Annotated in this window: 20 protein-coding genes and 1 riboswitch; of the genes, 12 read left to right on the top strand and 8 right to left on the bottom strand. The window is 77.6% G+C overall.

From position 1 onward, the window contains the following. Window positions 1–10 precede the first annotated feature (10 nt). Window positions 11–1,093 (top strand): cobalt-precorrin-5B (C(1))-methyltransferase, encoded by a 1,083-nt coding sequence (locus ACI79O_RS02480; RefSeq protein WP_456913279.1) that lies wholly within the window; start codon window positions 11–13, stop codon window positions 1,091–1,093. On the opposite strand, the gene cobM is transcribed toward ACI79O_RS02480, so the two are convergent. The 3 genes from cobM to def all read right to left on the bottom strand — a co-directional run bounded on the left by cobM (window position 1,084) and on the right by def (window position 3,738). Continuing rightward, window positions 1,084–1,830, bottom strand: coding sequence for a precorrin-4 C(11)-methyltransferase (gene cobM / locus ACI79O_RS02475; protein ID WP_456913277.1), 747 nt, complete (start codon window positions 1,828–1,830; stop codon window positions 1,084–1,086). The genes ACI79O_RS02480 and cobM overlap by 10 nt on opposite strands. A gap of 112 nt (window positions 1,831–1,942) precedes the next feature. Then, window positions 1,943–3,184 carry a precorrin-6y C5,15-methyltransferase (decarboxylating) subunit CbiE gene (gene cbiE / locus ACI79O_RS02470; RefSeq protein WP_456913276.1) on the bottom strand — a complete coding sequence of 414 codons (1,242 nt, stop codon included), beginning with the start codon at window positions 3,182–3,184 and terminating at the stop codon, window positions 1,943–1,945. Then, a complete protein-coding gene (def, locus tag ACI79O_RS02465) occupies window positions 3,181–3,738 on the bottom strand; it encodes a peptide deformylase (RefSeq protein WP_456889984.1) in 558 nt (185 codons plus the stop codon). The genes cbiE and def overlap by 4 nt, the downstream gene beginning before the upstream one ends. A gap of 40 nt (window positions 3,739–3,778) precedes the next feature. Here def and ACI79O_RS02460 point away from each other — a divergent pair, with 40 nt between their 5' ends. The 5 genes from ACI79O_RS02460 (at window position 3,779) to ACI79O_RS02440 (ending at window position 9,616) form a co-directional block, all read left to right on the top strand. Beyond that, window positions 3,779–4,726 (top strand): cobalamin biosynthesis protein, encoded by a 948-nt coding sequence (locus tag ACI79O_RS02460; RefSeq protein WP_456889981.1) that lies wholly within the window; start codon window positions 3,779–3,781, stop codon window positions 4,724–4,726. A gap of 259 nt (window positions 4,727–4,985) precedes the next feature. Beyond that, window positions 4,986–6,434, top strand: coding sequence for a MocR-like transcription factor YczR (yczR, locus tag ACI79O_RS02455; RefSeq protein WP_456913275.1), 1,449 nt, complete (start codon window positions 4,986–4,988; stop codon window positions 6,432–6,434). A 165-nt stretch (window positions 6,435–6,599) separates the two neighbouring features. Continuing rightward, a complete protein-coding gene (locus tag ACI79O_RS02450) occupies window positions 6,600–7,331 on the top strand; it encodes a PAS and ANTAR domain-containing protein (RefSeq protein WP_456889978.1) in 732 nt (243 codons plus the stop codon). A gap of 96 nt (window positions 7,332–7,427) precedes the next feature. Next, window positions 7,428–8,114 (top strand): lysophospholipid acyltransferase family protein, encoded by a 687-nt coding sequence (locus ACI79O_RS02445; protein ID WP_456889977.1) that lies wholly within the window; start codon window positions 7,428–7,430, stop codon window positions 8,112–8,114. Next, window positions 8,111–9,616, top strand: coding sequence for a cobyric acid synthase (locus ACI79O_RS02440; RefSeq protein ID WP_456913274.1), 1,506 nt, complete (start codon window positions 8,111–8,113; stop codon window positions 9,614–9,616). Before ACI79O_RS02445 ends, ACI79O_RS02440 begins: the two co-directional genes overlap by 4 nt. On the opposite strand, the gene ACI79O_RS02435 is transcribed toward ACI79O_RS02440, so the two are convergent. Then, window positions 9,603–9,989 (bottom strand): acyl-CoA thioesterase, encoded by a 387-nt coding sequence (locus ACI79O_RS02435; RefSeq protein WP_456913273.1) that lies wholly within the window; start codon window positions 9,987–9,989, stop codon window positions 9,603–9,605. The two genes, ACI79O_RS02440 and ACI79O_RS02435, sit on opposite strands and share 14 nt — an antisense overlap. A gap of 50 nt (window positions 9,990–10,039) precedes the next feature. Here ACI79O_RS02435 and ACI79O_RS02430 point away from each other — a divergent pair, with 50 nt between their 5' ends. Then, window positions 10,040–10,654, top strand: coding sequence for an MSMEG_1061 family FMN-dependent PPOX-type flavoprotein (locus ACI79O_RS02430; RefSeq protein ID WP_456913272.1), 615 nt, complete (start codon window positions 10,040–10,042; stop codon window positions 10,652–10,654). Window positions 10,655–10,749: 95 nt separating this feature from the next. After that, a complete protein-coding gene (locus tag ACI79O_RS02425; protein WP_456889971.1) occupies window positions 10,750–11,175 on the top strand; it encodes a VOC family protein in 426 nt (141 codons plus the stop codon). A gap of 26 nt (window positions 11,176–11,201) precedes the next feature. Here the strand turns inward: ACI79O_RS02425 and ACI79O_RS02420 are convergent, their stop codons facing one another. Continuing rightward, window positions 11,202–11,399, bottom strand: a complete 198-nt coding sequence (locus tag ACI79O_RS02420; protein WP_456875411.1) for a hypothetical protein — start codon at window positions 11,397–11,399, stop codon at window positions 11,202–11,204. Window positions 11,400–11,557: 158 nt separating this feature from the next. On the opposite strand from ACI79O_RS02420, the gene ACI79O_RS02415 reads away from it, so the two are divergent. After that, a complete protein-coding gene (locus ACI79O_RS02415; RefSeq protein WP_456913271.1) occupies window positions 11,558–12,058 on the top strand; it encodes a type II toxin-antitoxin system PemK/MazF family toxin in 501 nt (166 codons plus the stop codon). A 4-nt stretch (window positions 12,059–12,062) separates the two neighbouring features. On the opposite strand, the gene ACI79O_RS02410 is transcribed toward ACI79O_RS02415, so the two are convergent. Next, the gene (locus tag ACI79O_RS02410; RefSeq protein WP_456889966.1) at window positions 12,063–12,521 is read right to left on the bottom strand and encodes an Lrp/AsnC family transcriptional regulator; all 459 of its coding nucleotides are present in this window, start codon (window positions 12,519–12,521) and stop codon (window positions 12,063–12,065) included. A 101-nt stretch (window positions 12,522–12,622) separates the two neighbouring features. Between ACI79O_RS02410 and ACI79O_RS02405 the strand changes: the two genes are divergently transcribed. Continuing rightward, a complete protein-coding gene (locus ACI79O_RS02405) occupies window positions 12,623–13,798 on the top strand; it encodes an MFS transporter (protein ID WP_456913270.1) in 1,176 nt (391 codons plus the stop codon). Between the two features lie 9 nt (window positions 13,799–13,807). On the opposite strand, the gene ACI79O_RS02400 is transcribed toward ACI79O_RS02405, so the two are convergent. Further along, window positions 13,808–14,104, bottom strand: coding sequence for a hypothetical protein (locus tag ACI79O_RS02400; protein ID WP_456889963.1), 297 nt, complete (start codon window positions 14,102–14,104; stop codon window positions 13,808–13,810). A 31-nt stretch (window positions 14,105–14,135) separates the two neighbouring features. Then, window positions 14,136–15,188, bottom strand: coding sequence for an AbrB family transcriptional regulator (locus ACI79O_RS02395; protein ID WP_456913269.1), 1,053 nt, complete (start codon window positions 15,186–15,188; stop codon window positions 14,136–14,138). A 106-nt stretch (window positions 15,189–15,294) separates the two neighbouring features. Beyond that, window positions 15,295–15,366: riboswitch (cobalamin riboswitch) on the top strand. Window positions 15,367–15,439: 73 nt separating this feature from the next. Here ACI79O_RS02395 and ACI79O_RS02390 point away from each other — a divergent pair. Together ACI79O_RS02390 and cobO are read left to right on the top strand one after the other, a co-directional pair. Continuing rightward, complete coding sequence (locus tag ACI79O_RS02390) at window positions 15,440–17,482, top strand: putative cobaltochelatase (protein WP_456913268.1); 2,043 nt, start codon at window positions 15,440–15,442, stop codon at window positions 17,480–17,482. After that, a complete protein-coding gene (gene cobO, locus ACI79O_RS02385; protein WP_456913267.1) occupies window positions 17,482–18,096 on the top strand; it encodes a cob(I)yrinic acid a,c-diamide adenosyltransferase in 615 nt (204 codons plus the stop codon). The genes ACI79O_RS02390 and cobO overlap by 1 nt, the downstream gene beginning before the upstream one ends. Window positions 18,097–18,108 lie beyond the last annotated feature (12 nt).

Genomic DNA, 18,108 nt, shown 5'->3' with positions numbered 1-18,108 from the left:
TCATGGGCCCGTGAGCAGGGACGGCGCCTCCGGGCTGCGGCACGGCTGGACCACCGGCGCGTGCGCGACGGCGGCCACCACCGCGGCCTACACCGCGCTGCTCACCGGCGAGTTCCCCGACCCGGTGACCATCGACCTGCCGAACGACCGGCACCCGTCCTTCGCGCTGGCCCGGGAGTCGCTGGAGCCCGGCGCGGCCCGCGCGGCGGTGGTCAAGGACGCCGGCGACGACCCCGACGTCACCCACGGTGCGCTGGTGGGCGTGCGGGTGACCCACGGCGAGCCCGGCAGCGGCGTCGTCTTCCGGGCCGGCGAGGGCGTGGGCACGGTGACCAAGCCCGGCCTCCCGCTGGCGGTGGGCGAGCCGGCGATCAACCCGATGCCACGGCGGTTCATCGCTGCGCACGTGGCCATGGTGGCGCACCGGCACGGCGGCAGCGGCGACGTCGTCGTCGAGGTGTCCATCGAGCACGGGGAGGAACTGGCGCGGCGGACGTGGAACCCGCGGCTGGGCATCGTCGGCGGGCTCTCGGTGCTGGGGACCACCGGCGTGGTCGTGCCGTACTCCTGCTCGTCGTGGATCGACTCGATCCGCCGCGGCATCGACGTCGCCCGCGCCGCCGGGCACCGGCACGTGGCCGGGTGCACCGGATCCACCAGCGAGCGGACGGTGCAGCAGCTCCACGGCCTGCCCGAGGACGCGCTGCTGGACATGGGCGACTTCGCCGGCGCCGTGCTCAAGTACCTGCGCCGCCACCCGGTGCCGCGGCTGACCGTGGCCGGCGGCATCGGCAAGCTGGCCAAGCTCGCCGACGGCCACCTCGACCTGCACTCGGGCCGCTCCCAGGTGTCCTTCGCGTCGCTGGCCGACCGGGTGGCCGGCGCCGGCGGCGACCCGGCGCTGGTCGAGGGCGTGCGCGGCGCGAACACCGCGCTCGACGCGCTGCGGCAGTGCCAGGCCGCCGGGCTGCCGCTGGGCGACCTGGTCGCCGCCGGTGCCCGGGAGACGGCGCTGGGGGTGCTGCGCGGCGCCCCGGTGGCGGTCGACGTCGTGGTGGTCGACCGCGCCGGGGCGATCGTGGGTCAGGCCTGACGGCACCGCGCCGTCGAGTACAGGTGGCTGTCGGGGAACTGCTCCGCGGTGAGCACCGGGCCCACGACGACGACCGCCGTCCGTCTCACCCCGGCGGCCTCGACCTGCGCGGCGATGTCGGCGAGCGTGCCGCGCAGCACCAGCTCGTCGTCGCGGCTGGCCCGGGCCACGACGGCGACCGGGCCGTCGTCGCCGTAGTGCTCGGCGAGCTGCGGCGCGAGCTCGGCGATGCGCTGCACGGCCAGGTGCAGCACCAGCGTCGCGCCGGTGGCGGCGTACGCGGCCAGCTGCTCCCCCGGCGGCATCGGTGTCGACCGCGCCGACGTGCGGGTGAGCACGACGGTCTGCCCGACGCCGGGCACGGTCAGCTCCCGCTTGAGCGACGCGGCGGCCGCGGCGAACGCGGGCACCCCCGGGACGACGTCGTAGGGGACGCCGGCGGCGTCGAGCCGGCGCATCTGCTCGGCCATCGCGCTGTAGACGCTGGGGTCCCCCGAGTGCAGCCGGGCGACGTCGAGACCGGCCTCGTGCGCGGCGACCAGCTCGGCGGTGATCGCGTCGAGGTCGAGGTCGGCGGTGTCGACCAGGCGGGCGCCGGGCGGGGCGGTGTCGAGCAGCTCGCGGGGCACCAGCGCGCCGGCGTAGAGGCACACCGGGGCGGACGCGATGATCCGCGCCGCCCGCAGCGTGACGAGGTCGGCGGCCCCGGGCCCGGCCCCGATGAAGTGCACCGTCACGATGACACCGTCGTCCTACCGGACGACACCGCGACCAGGTGCCGTCCCCTGCCACGAGGAGCCCACCCGGCCGCTCCTCGCGGAGGCCTCCGGCCCCCACTCGTCGCGCCCATCACCACCGGGTCACCGACCAGATCGTCACGGGCATCGCCGGCTTCCAGCCGGTGAACGACCCCACCGGCTCGGCCCGCGACACCTCCACCCGCACCAGGTCACCGCCCACCTCGGCGTGCCACTGGGCGAGCACGGCCTCGCTCTCCACCGTCACCGCGTTGGCCACCATCCGCCCGCCCGGCGGCAGGGCGTCCCAGCACGTCTCGACCAGCAGCGGCGTGGTCAGCCCGCCGCCGATGAACACCGCGTCGGGGGCGCCCAGCCGGGACAGCACCTCGGGCGCGTGCCCGTGCACCACCCGCAGGTAGGGCACGCCGAGCCGGGTGGCGTTGCGGGCGATCCGCTCGGCGCGCTCCGCGGAGGCCTCGACGGCGACGGCGCGGCAGGTGCGGTGGGCCCGCATCCACTCGATGCCGATCGACCCCGCGCCGGCGCCGACGTCCCACAGCAGCTGTCCCGGCACCGCCGCCAGCCGGGCCAGCGTGACCGCGCGGACCTCGGAGCGGGTGAGCTGCCCGTCGGACTCGTAGGCACCGTCGGGCAGTCCGGGCGTGGTGGGCAGCGGCATCGTGCCCCGGTCGGCACGGCACTCGACGGCGGTGACCACCAGCGCCGGCGCCGGCTGCGACCAGGTGGCCGCGGTGCCGGTGCGCACCTCCTCGTCGGGGCCGCCCAGGCCGCCGAGCACGGTGAGCAGGCTCTGCCCGTACCCCCGGCCGGCCAGCAGCGCGGCCACCTGGGCCGGGGTCTCGCCGTCGGACCCGAGCACCAGCAGCCGCCGGCCGGGCTGCACGTGCGGGTGCAGCAGCTCGATCGGCCGGCCGACCAGGGTGACCACCTCGGTGTCCTCCACCGCCCAGCCCAGCCGGGCGCAGGCCAGCGACACCGACGACGGCGCCGGCAGCACCCGCACCCGGCCGGCGCCGAGCAGCCGGGTGAGCGTGGTGCCGATCCCCGACAGCATCGGGTCGCCGCTGGCCAGCACCACGACCGCGCGGCCGGCGTGCTGCTCGACCAGCCCGGGCAGGGCCTCGGTGAGCGGCGAGGGCCACGGGACCCGCTCGGCACCCACCTCCCCGGGCACCAGGTCCAGCTGCCGGGCGCTGCCGAGGAGCACGTCGGCGCGCTCGACCTCGGCGCGGGAGGTGGGCGCCAGCCCGTCCCACCCGTCCGCGCCGATCCCCACGACGACGACCGGCGCGGGCGGCGCCGGCTCGGCGGCCTCCGCCGTCCCGTTCACGCCGGCAGCTCCCCCTCCGGCCCGGCGGCCTCGGCCAGCAGCCGCTCGCGCAGCTCCGCGGGCAGCCGGTCGACGTAGACGACGCCGTCGAGGTGGTCGACCTCGTGCTGCAGGCACCGGGCGGCCATGCCGGTCGCCTCGATGGAGACCGGACGGCCCGTCACGTCCACGCCCTCGACCCGGGCGCGGAAGGCCCGGGGGAGCTCGGCGTAGGGCCCGGGCACCGAGAGGCAGCCCTCCTCGGTGACCTCCTCCGCCGGCTCGCCGTCGGCCGGCTGCACCGGCGTCAGCGACGGGTTGACGACGTAGCCGACGACGTCCTCGCCGTCGGCGTCGGGGCAGTCGATGACGAACACCCGTGCGTCGACGCCGATCTGGTTCGCGGCCAGCCCCACGCCGTCGGCCTCGCGCATGCTGGCGAACATGTCGAGCACCAGCCGGCGCAGCCGCTCGTCGAACTCGGTGACGGGGGCGGTCGGGCGGTGCAGCACCTCGTTGCTGCCGTAGGTGACGATCGGCCGGGCGACGCCGTCGTAACGGCCGGGCAGGCGCATGGCCGCGATCCTAGGAAGCGCCCTGGGCAGGATGGACGTCGTGCCCCGCCGCCGAGACGTCGCCTCCGCTCTCGGCCTGGCGCTCGGCGCGGGCGCCGACCTGCTGCTGGCCGACCCCGCCCGGCGGCACCCGGTGGCGGGCTTCGGCTCGCTCGCCGCCGCGCTGGAGCGCCGCCTGTGGCGGGACTCCCGGGCGGCCGGGGCCGGCCACGCCGCGGTGCTCGTCGCCGCGGCCGCGGGCCTGGGGACGGCGGTCGACCGGGCCACCCGGGACCGGCCGGCAGCGCGCACGGCCGCGGTCGCCCTCGCCACCTGGACGGTGCTCGGCGGCACCTCGCTCGGCCGGGCCGCCGGGGCGATGGCCGGTGCGCTGGCGGCCGGGGACCTGCCCGCCGCCCGGGCACTGCTGCCCACGCTGGCCGGGCGGGACCCCTCGGCGCTCGGCGCCGGGGAGCTGGCCCGCGCCACCGTCGAGTCGGTCGCGGAGAACACCTCCGACGCCGCCGTCGCACCGCTGGTGTGGGGCGCGCTGGCCGGGCTGCCCGGGCTGCTCGGGTACCGCGCGGTCAACACCCTCGACGCGATGGTGGGTCACCGCTCCCCGCGGTACGCCCTCTTCGGCTGGGCCGCCGCCCGCGCCGACGACGTCGCCAACTGGCTGCCCGCCCGGCTGACCGCCGCGCTCACCGTCGCCCTCGCACCGCTGGCCGGCGGCTCCCCGCGCGGGGCGCTGCGCGTCTGGCGCCGCGACGGCGCCGCCCACCCCAGCCCCAACGCCGGCCGCTGCGAGGCCGCGGCGGCCGGCGCGCTGGGACTGCGGCTGGGCGGGCGCAACGTCTACGGCAGCAGGGTGGAGGACCGGCCGGTGCTCGGCGACGGCCGGGCGCCGGACAGCGACGACGTCGCCCGGGCGGTCCGCCTGTCGCGGGCGGTGTGGCTGGCCGCGGCGGCGCTGGCCGCGGCCGGCCGGCTGCTCCGCCGCGGCTGACCGGTCCGGGGACCGCGCCGGTGCAGGGCCCCGCGCGGCTCCGGGAGCACGGGGAAGCCGGCCGGATCGGTGTGGAGGTGGCTGGCCGGCGGGTCGGCCGGCCCGCGCCCGCCGCGCACCGCGACGACCAGCGTGCCGGCGGCCAGGCCGCCCACGGCGAGCAGGAACAGGAGCACGAGGACTGATCCGGTGGTCATGACCACGACAGTGGCACCATCTGCACTGGACGGGACGAGTCCAATCCGGCATGGTGGCCTGCATGCCACTGGAGCGGGGCCAGTCCACTGCCGCCGAGTTGGCCGGGCTGGTCGGGCCACTGGACGACGCACCCGGTCCCCGGTACGCCGGCCTGGCCCGCCGGATCGGTGAGCTCGTCGCGCTGGGCCGGCTCCCCCCGGGGAGCCGGCTGCCCGCCGAGCGGGACCTGGCCGCGGCGCTGACGGTCAGCCGGGTCACCGTCGCGTCGGCCTACCGGCTGCTGCGGGAGCAGGGCCGCGCCAGCACCCGCCACGGCGCCGGCACCGTGCTCGAGGCGCCGCCGGTGGACGCGGTGTGGACCGCGCCGGCCACCGACCCGGAGGTGCTCGACCTCGCGCACGCCGCGCCCGAGGCCGCGCCCGAGCTGCTGCCCGCCTACCAGCAGGCGCTGTCCCGGCTGCCCGCCCTCGCCGCCGGCCACGGCTACGCGCCCGGCGGGCTGCCCGAGCTGCGCGCGGCGGTCGCCGACCGCTACACCGCCCGCGGCCTGCCCACCGACCCCGAGCAGGTCGTGGTCACCGTCGGCACCGGCGACGCCACCGCGACGGTGGTCGAGGCACTGCTGCAGCCCGGGGACCGGGTGCTGGTCGAGCACCCCACCTACCCCGGCGCGATCGGCATGGTGACGGCGGCCGGCGGGCGGTGCGTGCCGGTGGGCGTCGACGCCGCCGACCCCGACGCCGTCGTCGGTGCCGCCCACCTCGCCGTCCGGCAGAGCAGCCCGCGGCTGGCCTTCCTGATGCCCGACTTCTCCAACCCCAGCGGCGCGCGGCTGTCGGCGGCCGGCCGGCGGCGGCTGGCCGCGACCCTGTGGCAGCAGGGCGTGCTCACCGTCGTCGACGAGGTCACCGCGGAGCTGTGGCTCGACGAGCAGGGGCCGCTGCCGCCCTACGCCGCCGGCCTGCCCGACGCCGCCACGGTGACCGTCGGCGGGCTGTCCAAGGCCGTCTGGGGCGGGCTGCGGATCGGCTGGCTGCGCACCGACGCCGCGCTGGCCGCCTCGCTGGCCGCCACCCTGGGCCGCCGGCAGCTGTCGGTCGGCCTGCTCGACCAGGTCGCCGCGGCGGCGCTGGTCCGCGACCTCGACGCCGTGCTGGCCGGCCGCCGCGCGCTGCTGCGGGAACGCCGGGAGGCGCTGCTGGCCGAGGTGGCCGCGCGGCTGCCGCACTGGAGCGCGCCGCGCCCCGGCGGCGGGCTGTCGGCGTGGTGCGCGCTGCCACCGGGGACCAGCTCCGCCGCGCTCGTGGCCGCCGCGGCACCGCTGGGCCTGCTGCTGGCGGAGGGGCGCGTCTTCGGCACCGGGACGCTCTTCGACGACCGCCTGCGGCTGCCCTTCACCCTGCCGCCGGACCGGCTGCGCGCCGCGGTGGCCACGCTGGCCTCGGTGGACGCCGCTCTGCGCAGCGGTCCGGCCGTCCGGCGGCAGGCGCGGCCGGCCACGGTCGTGTGACCCGCGTCCCGTCGATGCGCCCGGACGGCGTGCGCCCGCCGCCCCGGGCGACTACGGTCTCAGGAGACGAGAGCGGCCGGTCCAGCACCGGCAACCGCAGACGGTCGAACAGCCGGCTGAGCGGCCATCGCCGGGCGCTGCCCGGTGCGCCACCCGGAGAGCACCATGACGTCGACCCCGTCCCGACTCCTGCCGCGCCACCGTCCCGTCGACCTGCGGGGCGCCGGTGCCGCACCCCCGTCGCGCCCGCCGGCACCTCCGCTGCCCACCGGCCGGCGCACCCGGCTGGCCGGGCGCTGGAGGTACGACCGCGCCACCGGCGAGTGGGAGTGGTCGGCGGAGATGAGCGCCCTGCACGGACTGCCCGCCGACGGCGCCGGCGCCTGCACCGAGGCGCTGCTGGAGGCGCAGCACCCCGACGACCGGCCGCGGACGATCGACGCCCTGTCCGCGGCGCTCACCGGTGGGCAGGCCTTCTGCCTCGAGGTGCGGATCCGCACCGACGACGGCGGGCACCGCGCCGCGATCCTGCTCGGGGAGCCGCGCCTCGACGACGAGGGCCGCGTCGTCGCCGTCGAGGGCCTGGTCGTGGAGAGCCCGCGGCCGGCCGCCGGCGAGGAGCGCGTCCGGGCCCTGGAGGTCGAGGTGGACCAGTTGCGGGCCGCCATGGCCAGCCGGGCCCCGATCGAGCAGGCCAAGGGCGTGCTGATGCTGCTCACCGGCTGCGGTGACCAGGTGGCCTTCGACCTGCTGGCGCACATCTCCAGCCACACCCACCGCAAGGTCCGCGACGTCGCCGTCGACGTGGTGGCCTCGGCCTCGGGCCGCCGGCCGCTGTCGGCCCAGGTGCGGGAGATCCTGCGCGACGCCTGTCCGCCTCCCGGCTCCGGGCACTGACCCGGTCGCCTCCCCTGCCGCCGCCCTCCTCCCGGCGGCAGGGGAGGATGCCCCGGGGGGTCCGGCGGGCGGGCCGGACCGAGGGAGGTGGACGGCGTGTTCTACCTCGTCGCGCGGTTCCTGCTCAGGCCGCTGTTCCACCTGCTGCTGCGGCCGCGGGTGCGGGGACGGGAGAACGTGCCGGCCACCGGCGCGGTCATCATCGCGAGCAACCACCTGTCCTTCATGGACAGCATCGTCATCCCGCTCGCCGCCCCGCGCCGCGTGCACTACCTGGCCAAGGCCGAGTACTTCACCTCGCCCGGTATCGGCGGGTGGCTCACCCGCACGCTGTTCACCGCGCTGGGCGCGGTGCCCGTCGAGCGGGAGACATCGCGCGCCGCGCAGGGGGCCCTCGACACCGCCCTGGGCGTGCTGCGGCGCGGTGAGGGCTTCGGCATCTACCCCGAGGGCACCCGGTCCCGCGACGGCCGGCTGGCCCGGGGCAAGACCGGCGTCGCCTGGCTGGCGCTCACCGCCGACTGCCCGGTGGTGCCGGTCGCCGTCGCCGGGACCGACCGGGTGCAGCCGGTCGACTCCCGCTGGCCGCGCCCCCACCGGGTGTCGGTCACCTTCGGCCCGGCGCTGACCTTCCCCGAGCACCGCGGGCAGGCCGGCAGGGGACGGCCGCGTCGGGAGGTCACCGACCGGATCATGGAGGCGATCGCGGAGCTGTCGGGCCAGGAGAAGGCCGGGTGGGGGCAGCAGCGGACCTCCCCGGTCGCTCCCCCCGCCACGCCGTGAGCGGCGCGCTCCTCGTCGCCGGCACCACCTCCGACGCCGGCAAGTCCGTCGTCACCGCCGGCATCTGCCGCTGGCTGGCCCGCGGGGGCGTGCGCGTGGCGCCGTTCAAGGCGCAGAACATGAGCAACAACTCGGTGGTCACCGCCGACGGCGCCGAGATCGGGCGGGCGCAGGCCATGCAGGCGGCGGCCGCGGGCGTGGAGCCCGAGGCGGCGATGAACCCGGTGCTGCTCAAGCCCGGCGGCGAGGACGCGAGCCAGGTCGTCGTGCTGGGCCGGCCGGTGGCCGAGGTGACCGCGCTGTCCTACCGGCCGATGAAGGCGGCGCTGCTCGAGCAGGTGCTGGCCAGCCTGGCCGACCTGCGGTCGCGGTTCGACGTCGTCGTGTGCGAGGGCGCCGGCTCCCCCACCGAGATCAACCTGCGCGCCGACGACATCGCCAACATGGGCCTGGCCACCGCGGCGGGCCTGCCGGTGGTGGTCGTCGGCGACATCGACCGCGGCGGCGTCTTCCCCGCCCTCTACGGCACCGTCGCGCTCATGCCCCCCGCCGACCAGCGGCTGGTCGCCGGGTTCCTGGTCAACAAGTTCCGCGGCGACGTCCGGCTGCTGCGCCCCGGGCTGGACCAGCTCACCGCGCTCACCGGCCGGCCCACCCTCGGCGTGCTCCCCTGGCTCCCCGGCGCGGCGCTCGACGTGGAGGACTCCCTGGGCATCCCCACCGGCGTCTCCGCGGCCGGGCCGCCGCACGGGGAGGACGTGCTGCGGGTGGCCGTGGCGCGGCTGCCGCGGCTGTCGAACTCCACCGACGTCGACGCACTGGCCGCCGAGCCCGGCGTCCTGGTCCGCTTCGTCACCCGCCCCGAGGAGGCCGCCGACGCCGACCTCGTCGTCCTCCCGGGCACCCGCTCGACCGTGGCCGACCTGGCGTGGCTGCGCTCGACCGGGCTGGCCGGCGCCGTCGTCCGGCGGGCCGCCGAGGGCCGGCCGGTGCTGGGCATCTGCGGCGGGCACCAGATGCTCGCCCGGACCATCACCGACGACGTCGAGTCGCGCGCCGGCACGGTCGCCGGCCTCGGGCTGCTGCCGGCCGACGTCCGGTTCGCGCGGGAGAAGACGCTGGGCCGCCCGTCCGGGGCGGCCCTCGGCCACCCGGTGCGCGGCTACGAGATCCACCACGGCCTGGTCGACTACGGGGACGGGGCCGAGCCCTTCCTCGACGGCGGCCGGGTCGGGTCGGTGTGGGGCACCACCTGGCACGGCGCCCTGGAGAACGACGGCTTCCGGCGGGCCTTCCTCGCCGAGGTCGCCCATGCGGCCGGCCGGCGGTTCACGCCCGCGCCGGACACCTCCTTCGCCGCGGTGCGCGAGCAGCGCCTGGACGCCCTCGGCGACCTCGTGGCCGAGCACGCCGACACCGACGCGCTGCGCCGGCTGGTCGAGCAGGGCCCGCCCGCAGACCTGTCCCTGCTCCCTCCCGGGGGCGCGCTCAGCCGGCGGTGAGCCGCTCGCGCACGTCGTCGGGCCAGGGCACGGGCGCACCACCGGCCGTGCCGACGTAGGTGTTGCGGACGACGCAGCACACCCGCCCCCCCACGCGGACGGTGAACCGCACGGTCACGCTGGTGCGGCCCACCCGCTCGGACTCGGCCTCGACGGTCACCGTGTCGCCCCACCGGGCCGACGACGACCACTCCAGCGTGCTGGCCTTGACCACCGGGTCGGCGCGGGCGGCGATCTCGTCCCACGGCAGGCCGAGCGAGGCCCACCACAGGTTGCTGGCCTCGTCGGCCCAGACCAGGTAGTGCGCGTTGAACACGACGCCCTGCTGGTCGCACTCGACGAAGCGGACCGGGGAGCTCCAGGTGACCGGCACGGGCAGGCAGGCTAGCCGGGCGGGCGGGTCCGGCGGTTACCGTCGTCGCCATGCCCGACGACGGCGCGCCCGCTCCCGACCCCGTCCTCGCGGGGTACCGCCCGCCCTCGCAGCTGGTCGTCGACAAGGAGATCGACCACCTCGACACCCACTGCCGCTCGTTCATCGGGCTCTCGCCGTTCCTCACGATGTCCACGGCCGACGCCGACGGCTGGCCGGAGATCTCCCCGCGCGGCGGGGACCCGGGCTTCGTGCGGGTGCTCGACGAGCGCCGGCTGGTGCTGCCCGACCGGCAGGGCAACAACCGGCTCGACAGCCTGCGCAAGGTGGCGGTCAACCCGCGCGTGGCGCTGCTGTTCTTCGTGCCCGGCGTCGAGGAGACGCTCAAGGTCTACGGCACCGGGCAGCTGCTGCCCGCCGACGCCCTCGACCTCGACCTCACCGAGTTCGGGCGGGCGCCGCGCTCGCTGCTGGTCGTCACCGTGCAGCGCGTCTACCTGCAGTGCGCCAAGGCGGTCATGCGCTCGCGGCTGTGGGACCCCGACGCGCGGATCGACCGCGCGGCGTTGCCACCCTTCGGCGTCATGATCCGCGACCACTGCCGGCTGGAGACGCCGCTGCCCGACGACGCGACGATCCGCGCGGAGCTGGCACTGGAGTTGTAGGAGGACCACCCTCCTCCCCACGCCTCGCACGCTCGGCGCGGGCCCCTGGAGGGCGGCCGTTCCAGAACGTCACCAGGGGCTGCCAGGCTGCGGGCATGGCGACCGACTTCCAGGTGGTGATCGACTCGGCCGACCCGCACGCGCAGGCGGACTGGTGGGCGGAGGCGCTGGGCTGGCAGGTGGAGCCGCAGGACGAGGCGTTCATCCGGCGGACGGTCGAGGCCGGGCACGCCTCCGAGGCCGACACCACCACGCACCGCGGCGCCCTGGTGTGGGCCTCGGGTGCGGCCGTCACCTCGCCCGACCCGGACCGCCCGCGGGTGCTGTTCCAGCGCGTCCCCGAGGGCAAGACGGTCAAGAACCGCCTGCACCTCGACCTGCGGGTCGGCGACGACCGGCGGGAGGCCGAGGTGGCGCGGCTGCTGGCGCTCGGCGCCACCGAGCTGTGGCGGGCCTCGCAGGGTCCCTTCGACTGGGTGACGCTGGCCGACCCGGAGGGCAACGAGTTCTGCGTCGCCTGACGGCTCGGGGAGCGCGGCGGGCCCGGTCAGCCGACGGGGAGGTCCCGGGCGAGGCGGCGGGAGACCACGGTGCGCTCGGCGATGCGGCGGGTCCGCCGGCGCCGGCGTCCGCGTCCGGCGCCCAGGTACCTGGCGTCCTCGACCAGCTGGAAGGCGGCGAGCACGCTGGCGCGGGGTTCGCGCGCCAGCGGGACGGCGGCGATGACGGGCTGGGCCGAGGTCATGGGGAGTCCCCTCTCCCGGGCGCGGTGGCTGCGCGCTCCGTGACTCGATGGTGCCCAGGAACGACGCTCCGGAACCAGAACCGGCCCGATTTGGTACCGGTGTGACGAACGAGTCAGTTGTGACGGCGTGTCCCCTCGCCGATCCGTACGGTGCGCGCATGAGCCGCTCGCGCCGTCTGGTGGACGCCGTCCTGTCGCTCGTGCGCACCGCCGCCCCGGCCGGTCGCCGTCCCACACCCCGCCCGGCACGCGCCACCGGGCAGCGCCCGCCCGCCGGCGTCGACACGGAGTACCGCCCGCGGGCCGACGGCCGGCCCGACCCCGGCGAGGTGGTGTGGGCCTGGGTGCCCTACGACGAGGGCGACGGCCGGGGCAAGGACCGCCCGGTGCTGGTGCTCGGCCGGCGCGGGGCGGACCTGGTGGGGCTGGCGCTCACCAGCAGGGACCACGACCGCGACGCCGCCGACGAGGCCCGGCACGGCCGGACGTGGATGGACGTCGGCCGCGGCGGCTGGGACCGGCAGGGCCGGCCGAGCGAGGTGCGGCTGGACCGCCTGCTCGTCCTCGACCCCGCGGAGGTGCGCCGCGAGGGCGCGGCCCTGGACCGGGCGGTGTTCGACCGGGTGGTGGCCGCCGCGCGCCGCGTCCAGGGATGGTGAGGGCTCAGCCCGCCGGCACCGGCGGCACCGGGCTCGGGCCGCGCTCGACGTAGGTCTGCAGCACCACGCGGGTGCGGGTGTTGCGGACGCCGGTGACGGCGTACAGGTCACGCAGCAGGTCCTGCAGGTCGTTCGGGCCGGCGACCCGCACCTTGACGAGGAAGTGCGTGTCCCCCGCCACCGAGTGCATCTCCTCGACGCGCGGGTCGTCCCGGACCGCCTCGGCCAGCGGCTCGGTCACCCAGCCCTCGGTGTCGACCTCGACGAAGGCCAGCAGGTGGCGTCCCAGCGCGTCGGGGTCCACCTCGACCGTGGTGCGCCGGATGACGCCGTCGCGGCGCAGCCGGCGCACCCGCTCGTGCACCGCGGCGGGCGAGAGGTGCACGGCGCGACCGAGCTCCGCGTAGGACGACTGGGCGTCGTCCTGCAGCAGACCCAACAGCGTTCGGTCCGTGGCGTCCACGCCTCATCCCCTCACCGGTTACGGCCGAACAGCATACGGACTCGACACTGTTCGGCCACAGGCCCGTATCGCTGAACCGCTTTCGGTCATACGGTCGGGGCGTGCCCAGCCTCCCGAACCGCCCGACCGGGGCCGTCCGGCTCGGGTCCGCACCGTGGCTGCTCATGGCGGCGGTGGCCGTCGTGGGCGCACAGTCGCTGCTGCTCGCCCCGCTGTTCGTCGACGTCGCCCGGTCGCTGGGCACCGGCCCGGCAGCGGTCGGCCGGGCCGCGGGCGCCTACGGCCTGGCCACCGCGGTGTCGGCGCTCGCGCTGGGGAGGACCGCCGACCGGCTGCCACGACGCACCGTGCTGCGCGCCGCCGCAGCGGTGCTGTCTGCCGGGCTGCTGCTCTCGGCGACTGCGCAGCACTGGGTGTGCCTGGCCGCCGGCCAGGCCGTCGCCGGCGCGGCCGCCGGTGTGCTGCTGCCCGCCGCCTACGCCACCGCAGGGGAGCTGGCACCGGCCCGCGCGCAGACCCGCGCGGTCGGCCGCGTGCTCCTCGGCTGGTCGGTGGCCATGGTGGTGGCCGTACCGCTGGCCGCGGCGGCCGGCGGCGCCGTCGGCTGGCGCGGCACCCTGGCCGGGGTCGCCGCGCTGTCGCTGGTGCTCGTCGGCCTGCTCGGGCGCCTCCCGGAGCCGCGGGCCCCGCGCGAGGGCGGCAGCGGCACCGGGTACGCGGCGGCCCTGCGGCGACCGGGCGTGCGCCCGCTGCTGCTCGTCGTCCTGGCCTACATGGGCGCCTTCTACGCGACCTACGCCTACCTGGGGCACCACCTCCGCGCGGAGGAGGGTGCGAGCGCCGCCCAGGCCGGGCTGCTGGCGCTCGCCTACGGCGCGGGCTTCGGCGCCGCCGGGCTGCTCGACGCCCGGGTCGACCGCGTCGGGCCGGCCCGGCTGCTCCTCCCGGCCGTCCTCGTCCTGGCCGCCGTCTACGGCCTGGTGCCGCTGACCACCGGCTCGCTCGCCACCGTCCTGCTGCTGGCCATGGCCTGGGGGCTGGCCAACCACCTCGGGCTGAGCCTGCTGGTCGGCCTGCTCTCCCGGGCGGGCGGGCCGGCGCGCGGTCCGGTCCTGTCGCTCTACAGCGCCGTCACCTACCTGGCCGCATCACTGGGCACCGCGGGCCTGGGGCCGGCGTACGAGCACTCCGGGCTGCCCGTCGTCGCCCTCGTCTCCGCCCTGGCGCTGCTGCTCGCCGCGGTCCCCGCCGCGCGGGTGCGTGCGAGAGTGAGGTGAGGACCTCCCTCAGCCGGTGCGGTCGCGGCGCGGCTGCGGGCCCGGCGGGCGGAGGTGGTAGACGCCGGCCTGTCCCGGCAGCGGGTGCAGGTCGTAGCGGGAGACGACCTTCGGCCCGTCGTGGAGGTGCACGTGCGTGACCGTGGGCAGCGGGTCCCCGTGGCGTGCGGCACGGATCTCCACCCGCCCGTCGAGCGGGCCGCCCACGAACAGCAGCACGGCGTCCTGCGCCGTCGCCGCCGCGTCCCCGGGCAGCTCGGTGGTGTCGACGTCGGACAGCTCGGTCTCCTCCCTCGGCGCGGTCACCCGGTCGAGGGTAGGCGCCCGGCGCACGCCGTCACCCCGGCCGGGGGCGCAGCCGACGGGCCACCAGCGGGGCCGCGAACAGCATCACGAACAGCCGCAGCACCTGGACGGCGAGCACGAACGTGGCGTCGGCGCCGCTGCCGGTGGCGGTGGCCAGGACGGCGTAGAGGCCGCCGGGCGTCGTCGCGAGGTAGCCGTCGAGCCGGCTGACGCCGGTGGCCGCGGACAGCACCAGGCCGAGGCCGGCGCAGGCGGCGACCAGCCCGAGGATGATCCCCAGCGCCACCGGCAGCGCCCGGCCGACGGTGCGCAGGCTCGCCACGGTGAAGCGCACCCCGACGGCCAGACCGATGAGCAGGAAGGACGCCGCCTCCACCCCCGGGGGTACGACCGCACCGCCGGAGACCCCGGAGAGGTCGGCCCCCGCCGCGACGAGGAGGGGGCCGAGCAGGGCGGGCACCGGCAGCCGCACCAGCCGCGCGATCAGCAGGCCGCTCAGTGCGCAGGCGGCGGTGAACAGCAGGTCCGCGGGCCGGCCCGGGCCGGGCGGTCCCGCCGGGACGGTGCCGCCGCCCGGGTCGGCGCCGTAGACCGTCGTCGCGACGACCGGCATCAGCACCACGATGAGCACCACGCGCAGGTACTGCAGGACCGCGACCATGCGGTCGTCGGCGCCGAGGTCGCGCGCCATGGCGGTGATCCCCGACGCGCCCCCGGCGATCATCGCGAAGGCGCCGGTCACCGGCGTGATGCCCGGCTGGCGGCGCAGCAGCAGCCCGGCGGCGACGGTGAGCAGCAACGTGGCGACGGTGACCAGCAGGACCGGCAGCCAGTCCTCGCCGAGGGCGGCGAGGGTGTCCGGGTCGACCAGGGTGCCGATCGCGATCCCGACGACGGCCTGCGCGGCCGCCTGCCCGGCCCGCGGCACGTCGGCGGGGGTGCGCCCGGCCAGCCCGCGGACCAGCCCGGCCAGCAGCCCGCCGAACAGCGCGGGGGACGGGACGCCGGCCCGGTCGAGCAGGACGACGGCTCCCACGGCGCCGGCGACGACCACGGCGGCGTCGAGGAGCCGGGCGCCCGCCATGCCGCAGACGGGACCCGCCCCGGCGGGCTCGCGTCAAGTCGGCGGCCCGGCCTGTCCGCCTGCGGTCGGGCGTGGTTCCATGGGCGCCGCCACAGCGACGGCAGTGGAGGAAGCCCGGTGCGACTCCGGCGCGGTCCCGCCACTGTGAGCCGGTCCCGTGCCGGTGAGTCAGGAACTCCCGCCGTCGCCTCCTGCCACCTCCGGGCGTGGACACCCGGGGAGAGGACACCTGCCGTGCGCGGTCGAGCCGCATGACCTACCCCTTCGGCGCCGTCGTCGGCATGGACGACATGCGGCTGGCGCTGCTGCTCAACGCCGTCTCCCCGGCCATCGGGGGCGTCCTGGTGCGCGGCGAGAAGGGGACGGCGAAGTCGACGACGGTGCGCGCGCTGGCCGCCGTCCTGCCGCCGGTCGCCGTCGTGCCCGGCTGCCGCTTCGCCTGCGACCCGGCCGCGCCCGACCCGGCCTGCCCCGACGGCCCGCACGACGCGGTCCCCGGGCACACGCGACCGGCGCGGCTGGTCGAGCTGCCGGTGGGCGCCTCGGAGGACCGCGTCGTCGGGTCGCTGGACCTGGAGCGGGCGCTGACCGAGGGCGTGAAGGCCTTCGAGCCGGGGCTGCTGGCCGCCGCGCACCGGGGCGTGCTCTACGTCGACGAGGTCAACCTGCTGCACGACCACCTCGTCGACCTGCTGCTCGACGCCGCGGCGCTGGGCACCGCCTACGTCGAGCGCGAGGGCGTCTCGGTGCGGCACGCCGCCCGGTTCCTGCTGGTCGGGACGATGAACCCCGAGGAGGGCGAGCTGCGCCCGCAGCTGCTCGACCGGTTCGGGCTCACCGTGGAGGTCGCCGCACCCCGCGACCCGGCCGAGCGCGCCGAGGTGGTCCGCCGCCGGTTCGCCTTCGACGCCGACCCCGCCGGGTTCGCCGCGGCGTGGGCGGCGGAGGAGGCTGCGCTCGCGTCCGGGATCGCCGCCGCCCGGGCCCGGCTGCCACGGGTGACCCTCTCCGACGCCGCGCTGCGCCAGGTGACCGCCGTCTGCGCGGCCTTCGACGTCGACGGCCTGCGCGCCGACCTGGTCACCGCCCGCACCGCGATCGCGCACGCCGCCTGGTGCGGCCGCGAGGAGGTCACCGAGGACGACGTCCGGGTGGCCGCCCGGCTCGCGCTGCCGCACCGCCGGCGCCGCAACCCGTTCGACGCCCCGGGCCTCGACGAGGACACCCTGGAGCAGGCGCTCGAGGACTCCCGCCCCGACGACGACCCGCCCCAGGGCCCGGACGACGGCGGTGCTCCCCCGCCCTCGCCTCCGCCCGGCGACGGTGCCGGTGACGGTGACGGCCCGGACTCCCCGTCGAGATCGCGCGATCTCGACGGCGACACGCCGGCGCAGGCGCCGAGATCGCGTGATCTCGACGAGGGGGACGAGCGCGGGGACGGCGGAGCGACGCCGGCGGCGGAGCGGGCGGCGGTCGCGCCGGGGGACCCGTTCCGCGCGCGCCGGCTGGAGGTGCCGGGCATCGGCGCCGGTGCGGCCGGGCGGCGGTCGCGGGCGCGGGCCGAGCGCGGCCGGGTCGTGGGGTCCACGCGCCCGTCGGGACCGGTGACCCGCCTGCACCTGGTCGACACCGTGCTCGCCGCCGCGCCGCACCAGACCGCGCGCGGCCGCACCGGCCCCGGGCTGCGGGTGCACCGCGGCGACCTGCGCCAGGCCACGCTCGAGGGCCGCGAGGGCAACCTGGTGCTGTTCGTGGTCGACGCCAGCGGCTCGATGGGCTCGCGCTCGCGGATGGCCGCGGTGAAGGGCGCGGTGCTGTCGCTGCTGCTCGACGCCTACCAGCGGCGCGACAAGGTCGGCCTGGTCACCTTCCGCGGCGCCGACGCCGAGCTCGCGCTGCCGCCCACCTGGTCGGTCGAGGCCGCCGCGGCCCGGCTGCGCGAGCTGCCCACCGGCGGGCGGACCCCGCTGGGCGCGGGCCTGCTGCGCGCCGCCGAGGTGCTGCGCGTCGAGCGGGTGCGCGACCCCCGGCGGCGGCCGCTGCTGGTGGTGGTCACCGACGGGCGGGCCACCGGCGTCCGCGGCTCCGACGCCCTGGGCACGGCGCACGCCGCGGCGCGGCGGCTGGCGGCGGAGGGCTCGGCGGCGGTCGTCGTCGACTGCGAGTCCGGGCCGGTGCGGCTGGGCCTGGCCGGCGTCCTCGGCGCGCACCTGGACGCGCGGACGCTGCGGCTGGAGGAGCTGGCCGCCGACGCGCTGGCCGCCACGGTCCGCTCGGTGCGGGAGGCCGCCTGATGCCGCAGGGACGGGTCGCGGTCACCCCGCAGGACGGGCTGACGACGCGCCAGCGCCGCAACCGGCCGCTGCTCGCCGTGCACACCGGCGAGATGAAGGGCAAGTCCACCGCCGCGTTCGGCATGGCGATGCGCGCGTGGAACCAGGGTTGGCCGATCGCGGTCTACCAGTTCGTCAAGAGCGCCAAGTGGCGGGTCGGCGAGGAGAACGCGCTGACCGCACTGGGCCGGCTGCACGAGCAGACCGGCGAGGGCGGCCCGGTGGTCTGGCACAAGATGGGCTCGGGCTGGAGCTGGTCGCGTCGGCAGGGCACCGAGGTCGACCACGCCGCCGACGCCGCCGAGGGCTGGGCGCAGATCAAGCGCGACCTCGCCGCCGAGGCGCACCGCTTCTACGTCCTCGACGAGTTCACCTACCCGCTGAAGTGGGGCTGGGTGGACGTCGACGACGTCGTCGGGACCCTCACCCACCGGCCCGGCACCCAGCACGTCGTCGTCACCGGGCGCGACGCCCCGCAGGCGCTGGTGGACGCCGCCGACCTCGTCGTGGAGATGACCAAGGTCAAGCACCCGATGGACGCCGGCCAGAAGGGCCAGCGGGGGATCGAGTGGTGAGCCCGACCGTGC

The sequence above is a fragment of the Geodermatophilus sp. SYSU D00696 genome (genome assembly GCF_054050235.1).
Note: the sequence above shows the minus strand (reverse complement) of the source record. Positions and strands in the feature narration are given on the sequence as shown.

Excerpts from the sequence above, each read along its gene's own strand:
- def (WP_456889984.1), bottom strand. The coding sequence starts at position 3,738 with ATGCGCCTGCCCGGCCGTTACGACGGCGTCGCCCGGCCGATCGTCACC.
- yczR (WP_456913275.1), top strand. The coding sequence starts at position 4,986 with ATGCCACTGGAGCGGGGCCAGTCCACTGCCGCCGAGTTGGCCGGGCTG.
- ACI79O_RS02450 (WP_456889978.1), top strand. The coding sequence starts at position 6,600 with ATGACGTCGACCCCGTCCCGACTCCTGCCGCGCCACCGTCCCGTCGAC.
- ACI79O_RS02430 (WP_456913272.1), top strand. The coding sequence starts at position 10,040 with ATGCCCGACGACGGCGCGCCCGCTCCCGACCCCGTCCTCGCGGGGTAC.
- ACI79O_RS02425 (WP_456889971.1), top strand. The coding sequence starts at position 10,750 with ATGGCGACCGACTTCCAGGTGGTGATCGACTCGGCCGACCCGCACGCG.
- ACI79O_RS02420 (WP_456875411.1), bottom strand. The coding sequence starts at position 11,399 with ATGACCTCGGCCCAGCCCGTCATCGCCGCCGTCCCGCTGGCGCGCGAA.
- ACI79O_RS02415 (WP_456913271.1), top strand. The coding sequence starts at position 11,558 with ATGAGCCGCTCGCGCCGTCTGGTGGACGCCGTCCTGTCGCTCGTGCGC.
- ACI79O_RS02395 (WP_456913269.1), bottom strand. The coding sequence starts at position 15,188 with ATGGCGGGCGCCCGGCTCCTCGACGCCGCCGTGGTCGTCGCCGGCGCC.
- ACI79O_RS02390 (WP_456913268.1), top strand. The coding sequence starts at position 15,440 with ATGACCTACCCCTTCGGCGCCGTCGTCGGCATGGACGACATGCGGCTG.
- cobO (WP_456913267.1), top strand. The coding sequence starts at position 17,482 with ATGCCGCAGGGACGGGTCGCGGTCACCCCGCAGGACGGGCTGACGACG.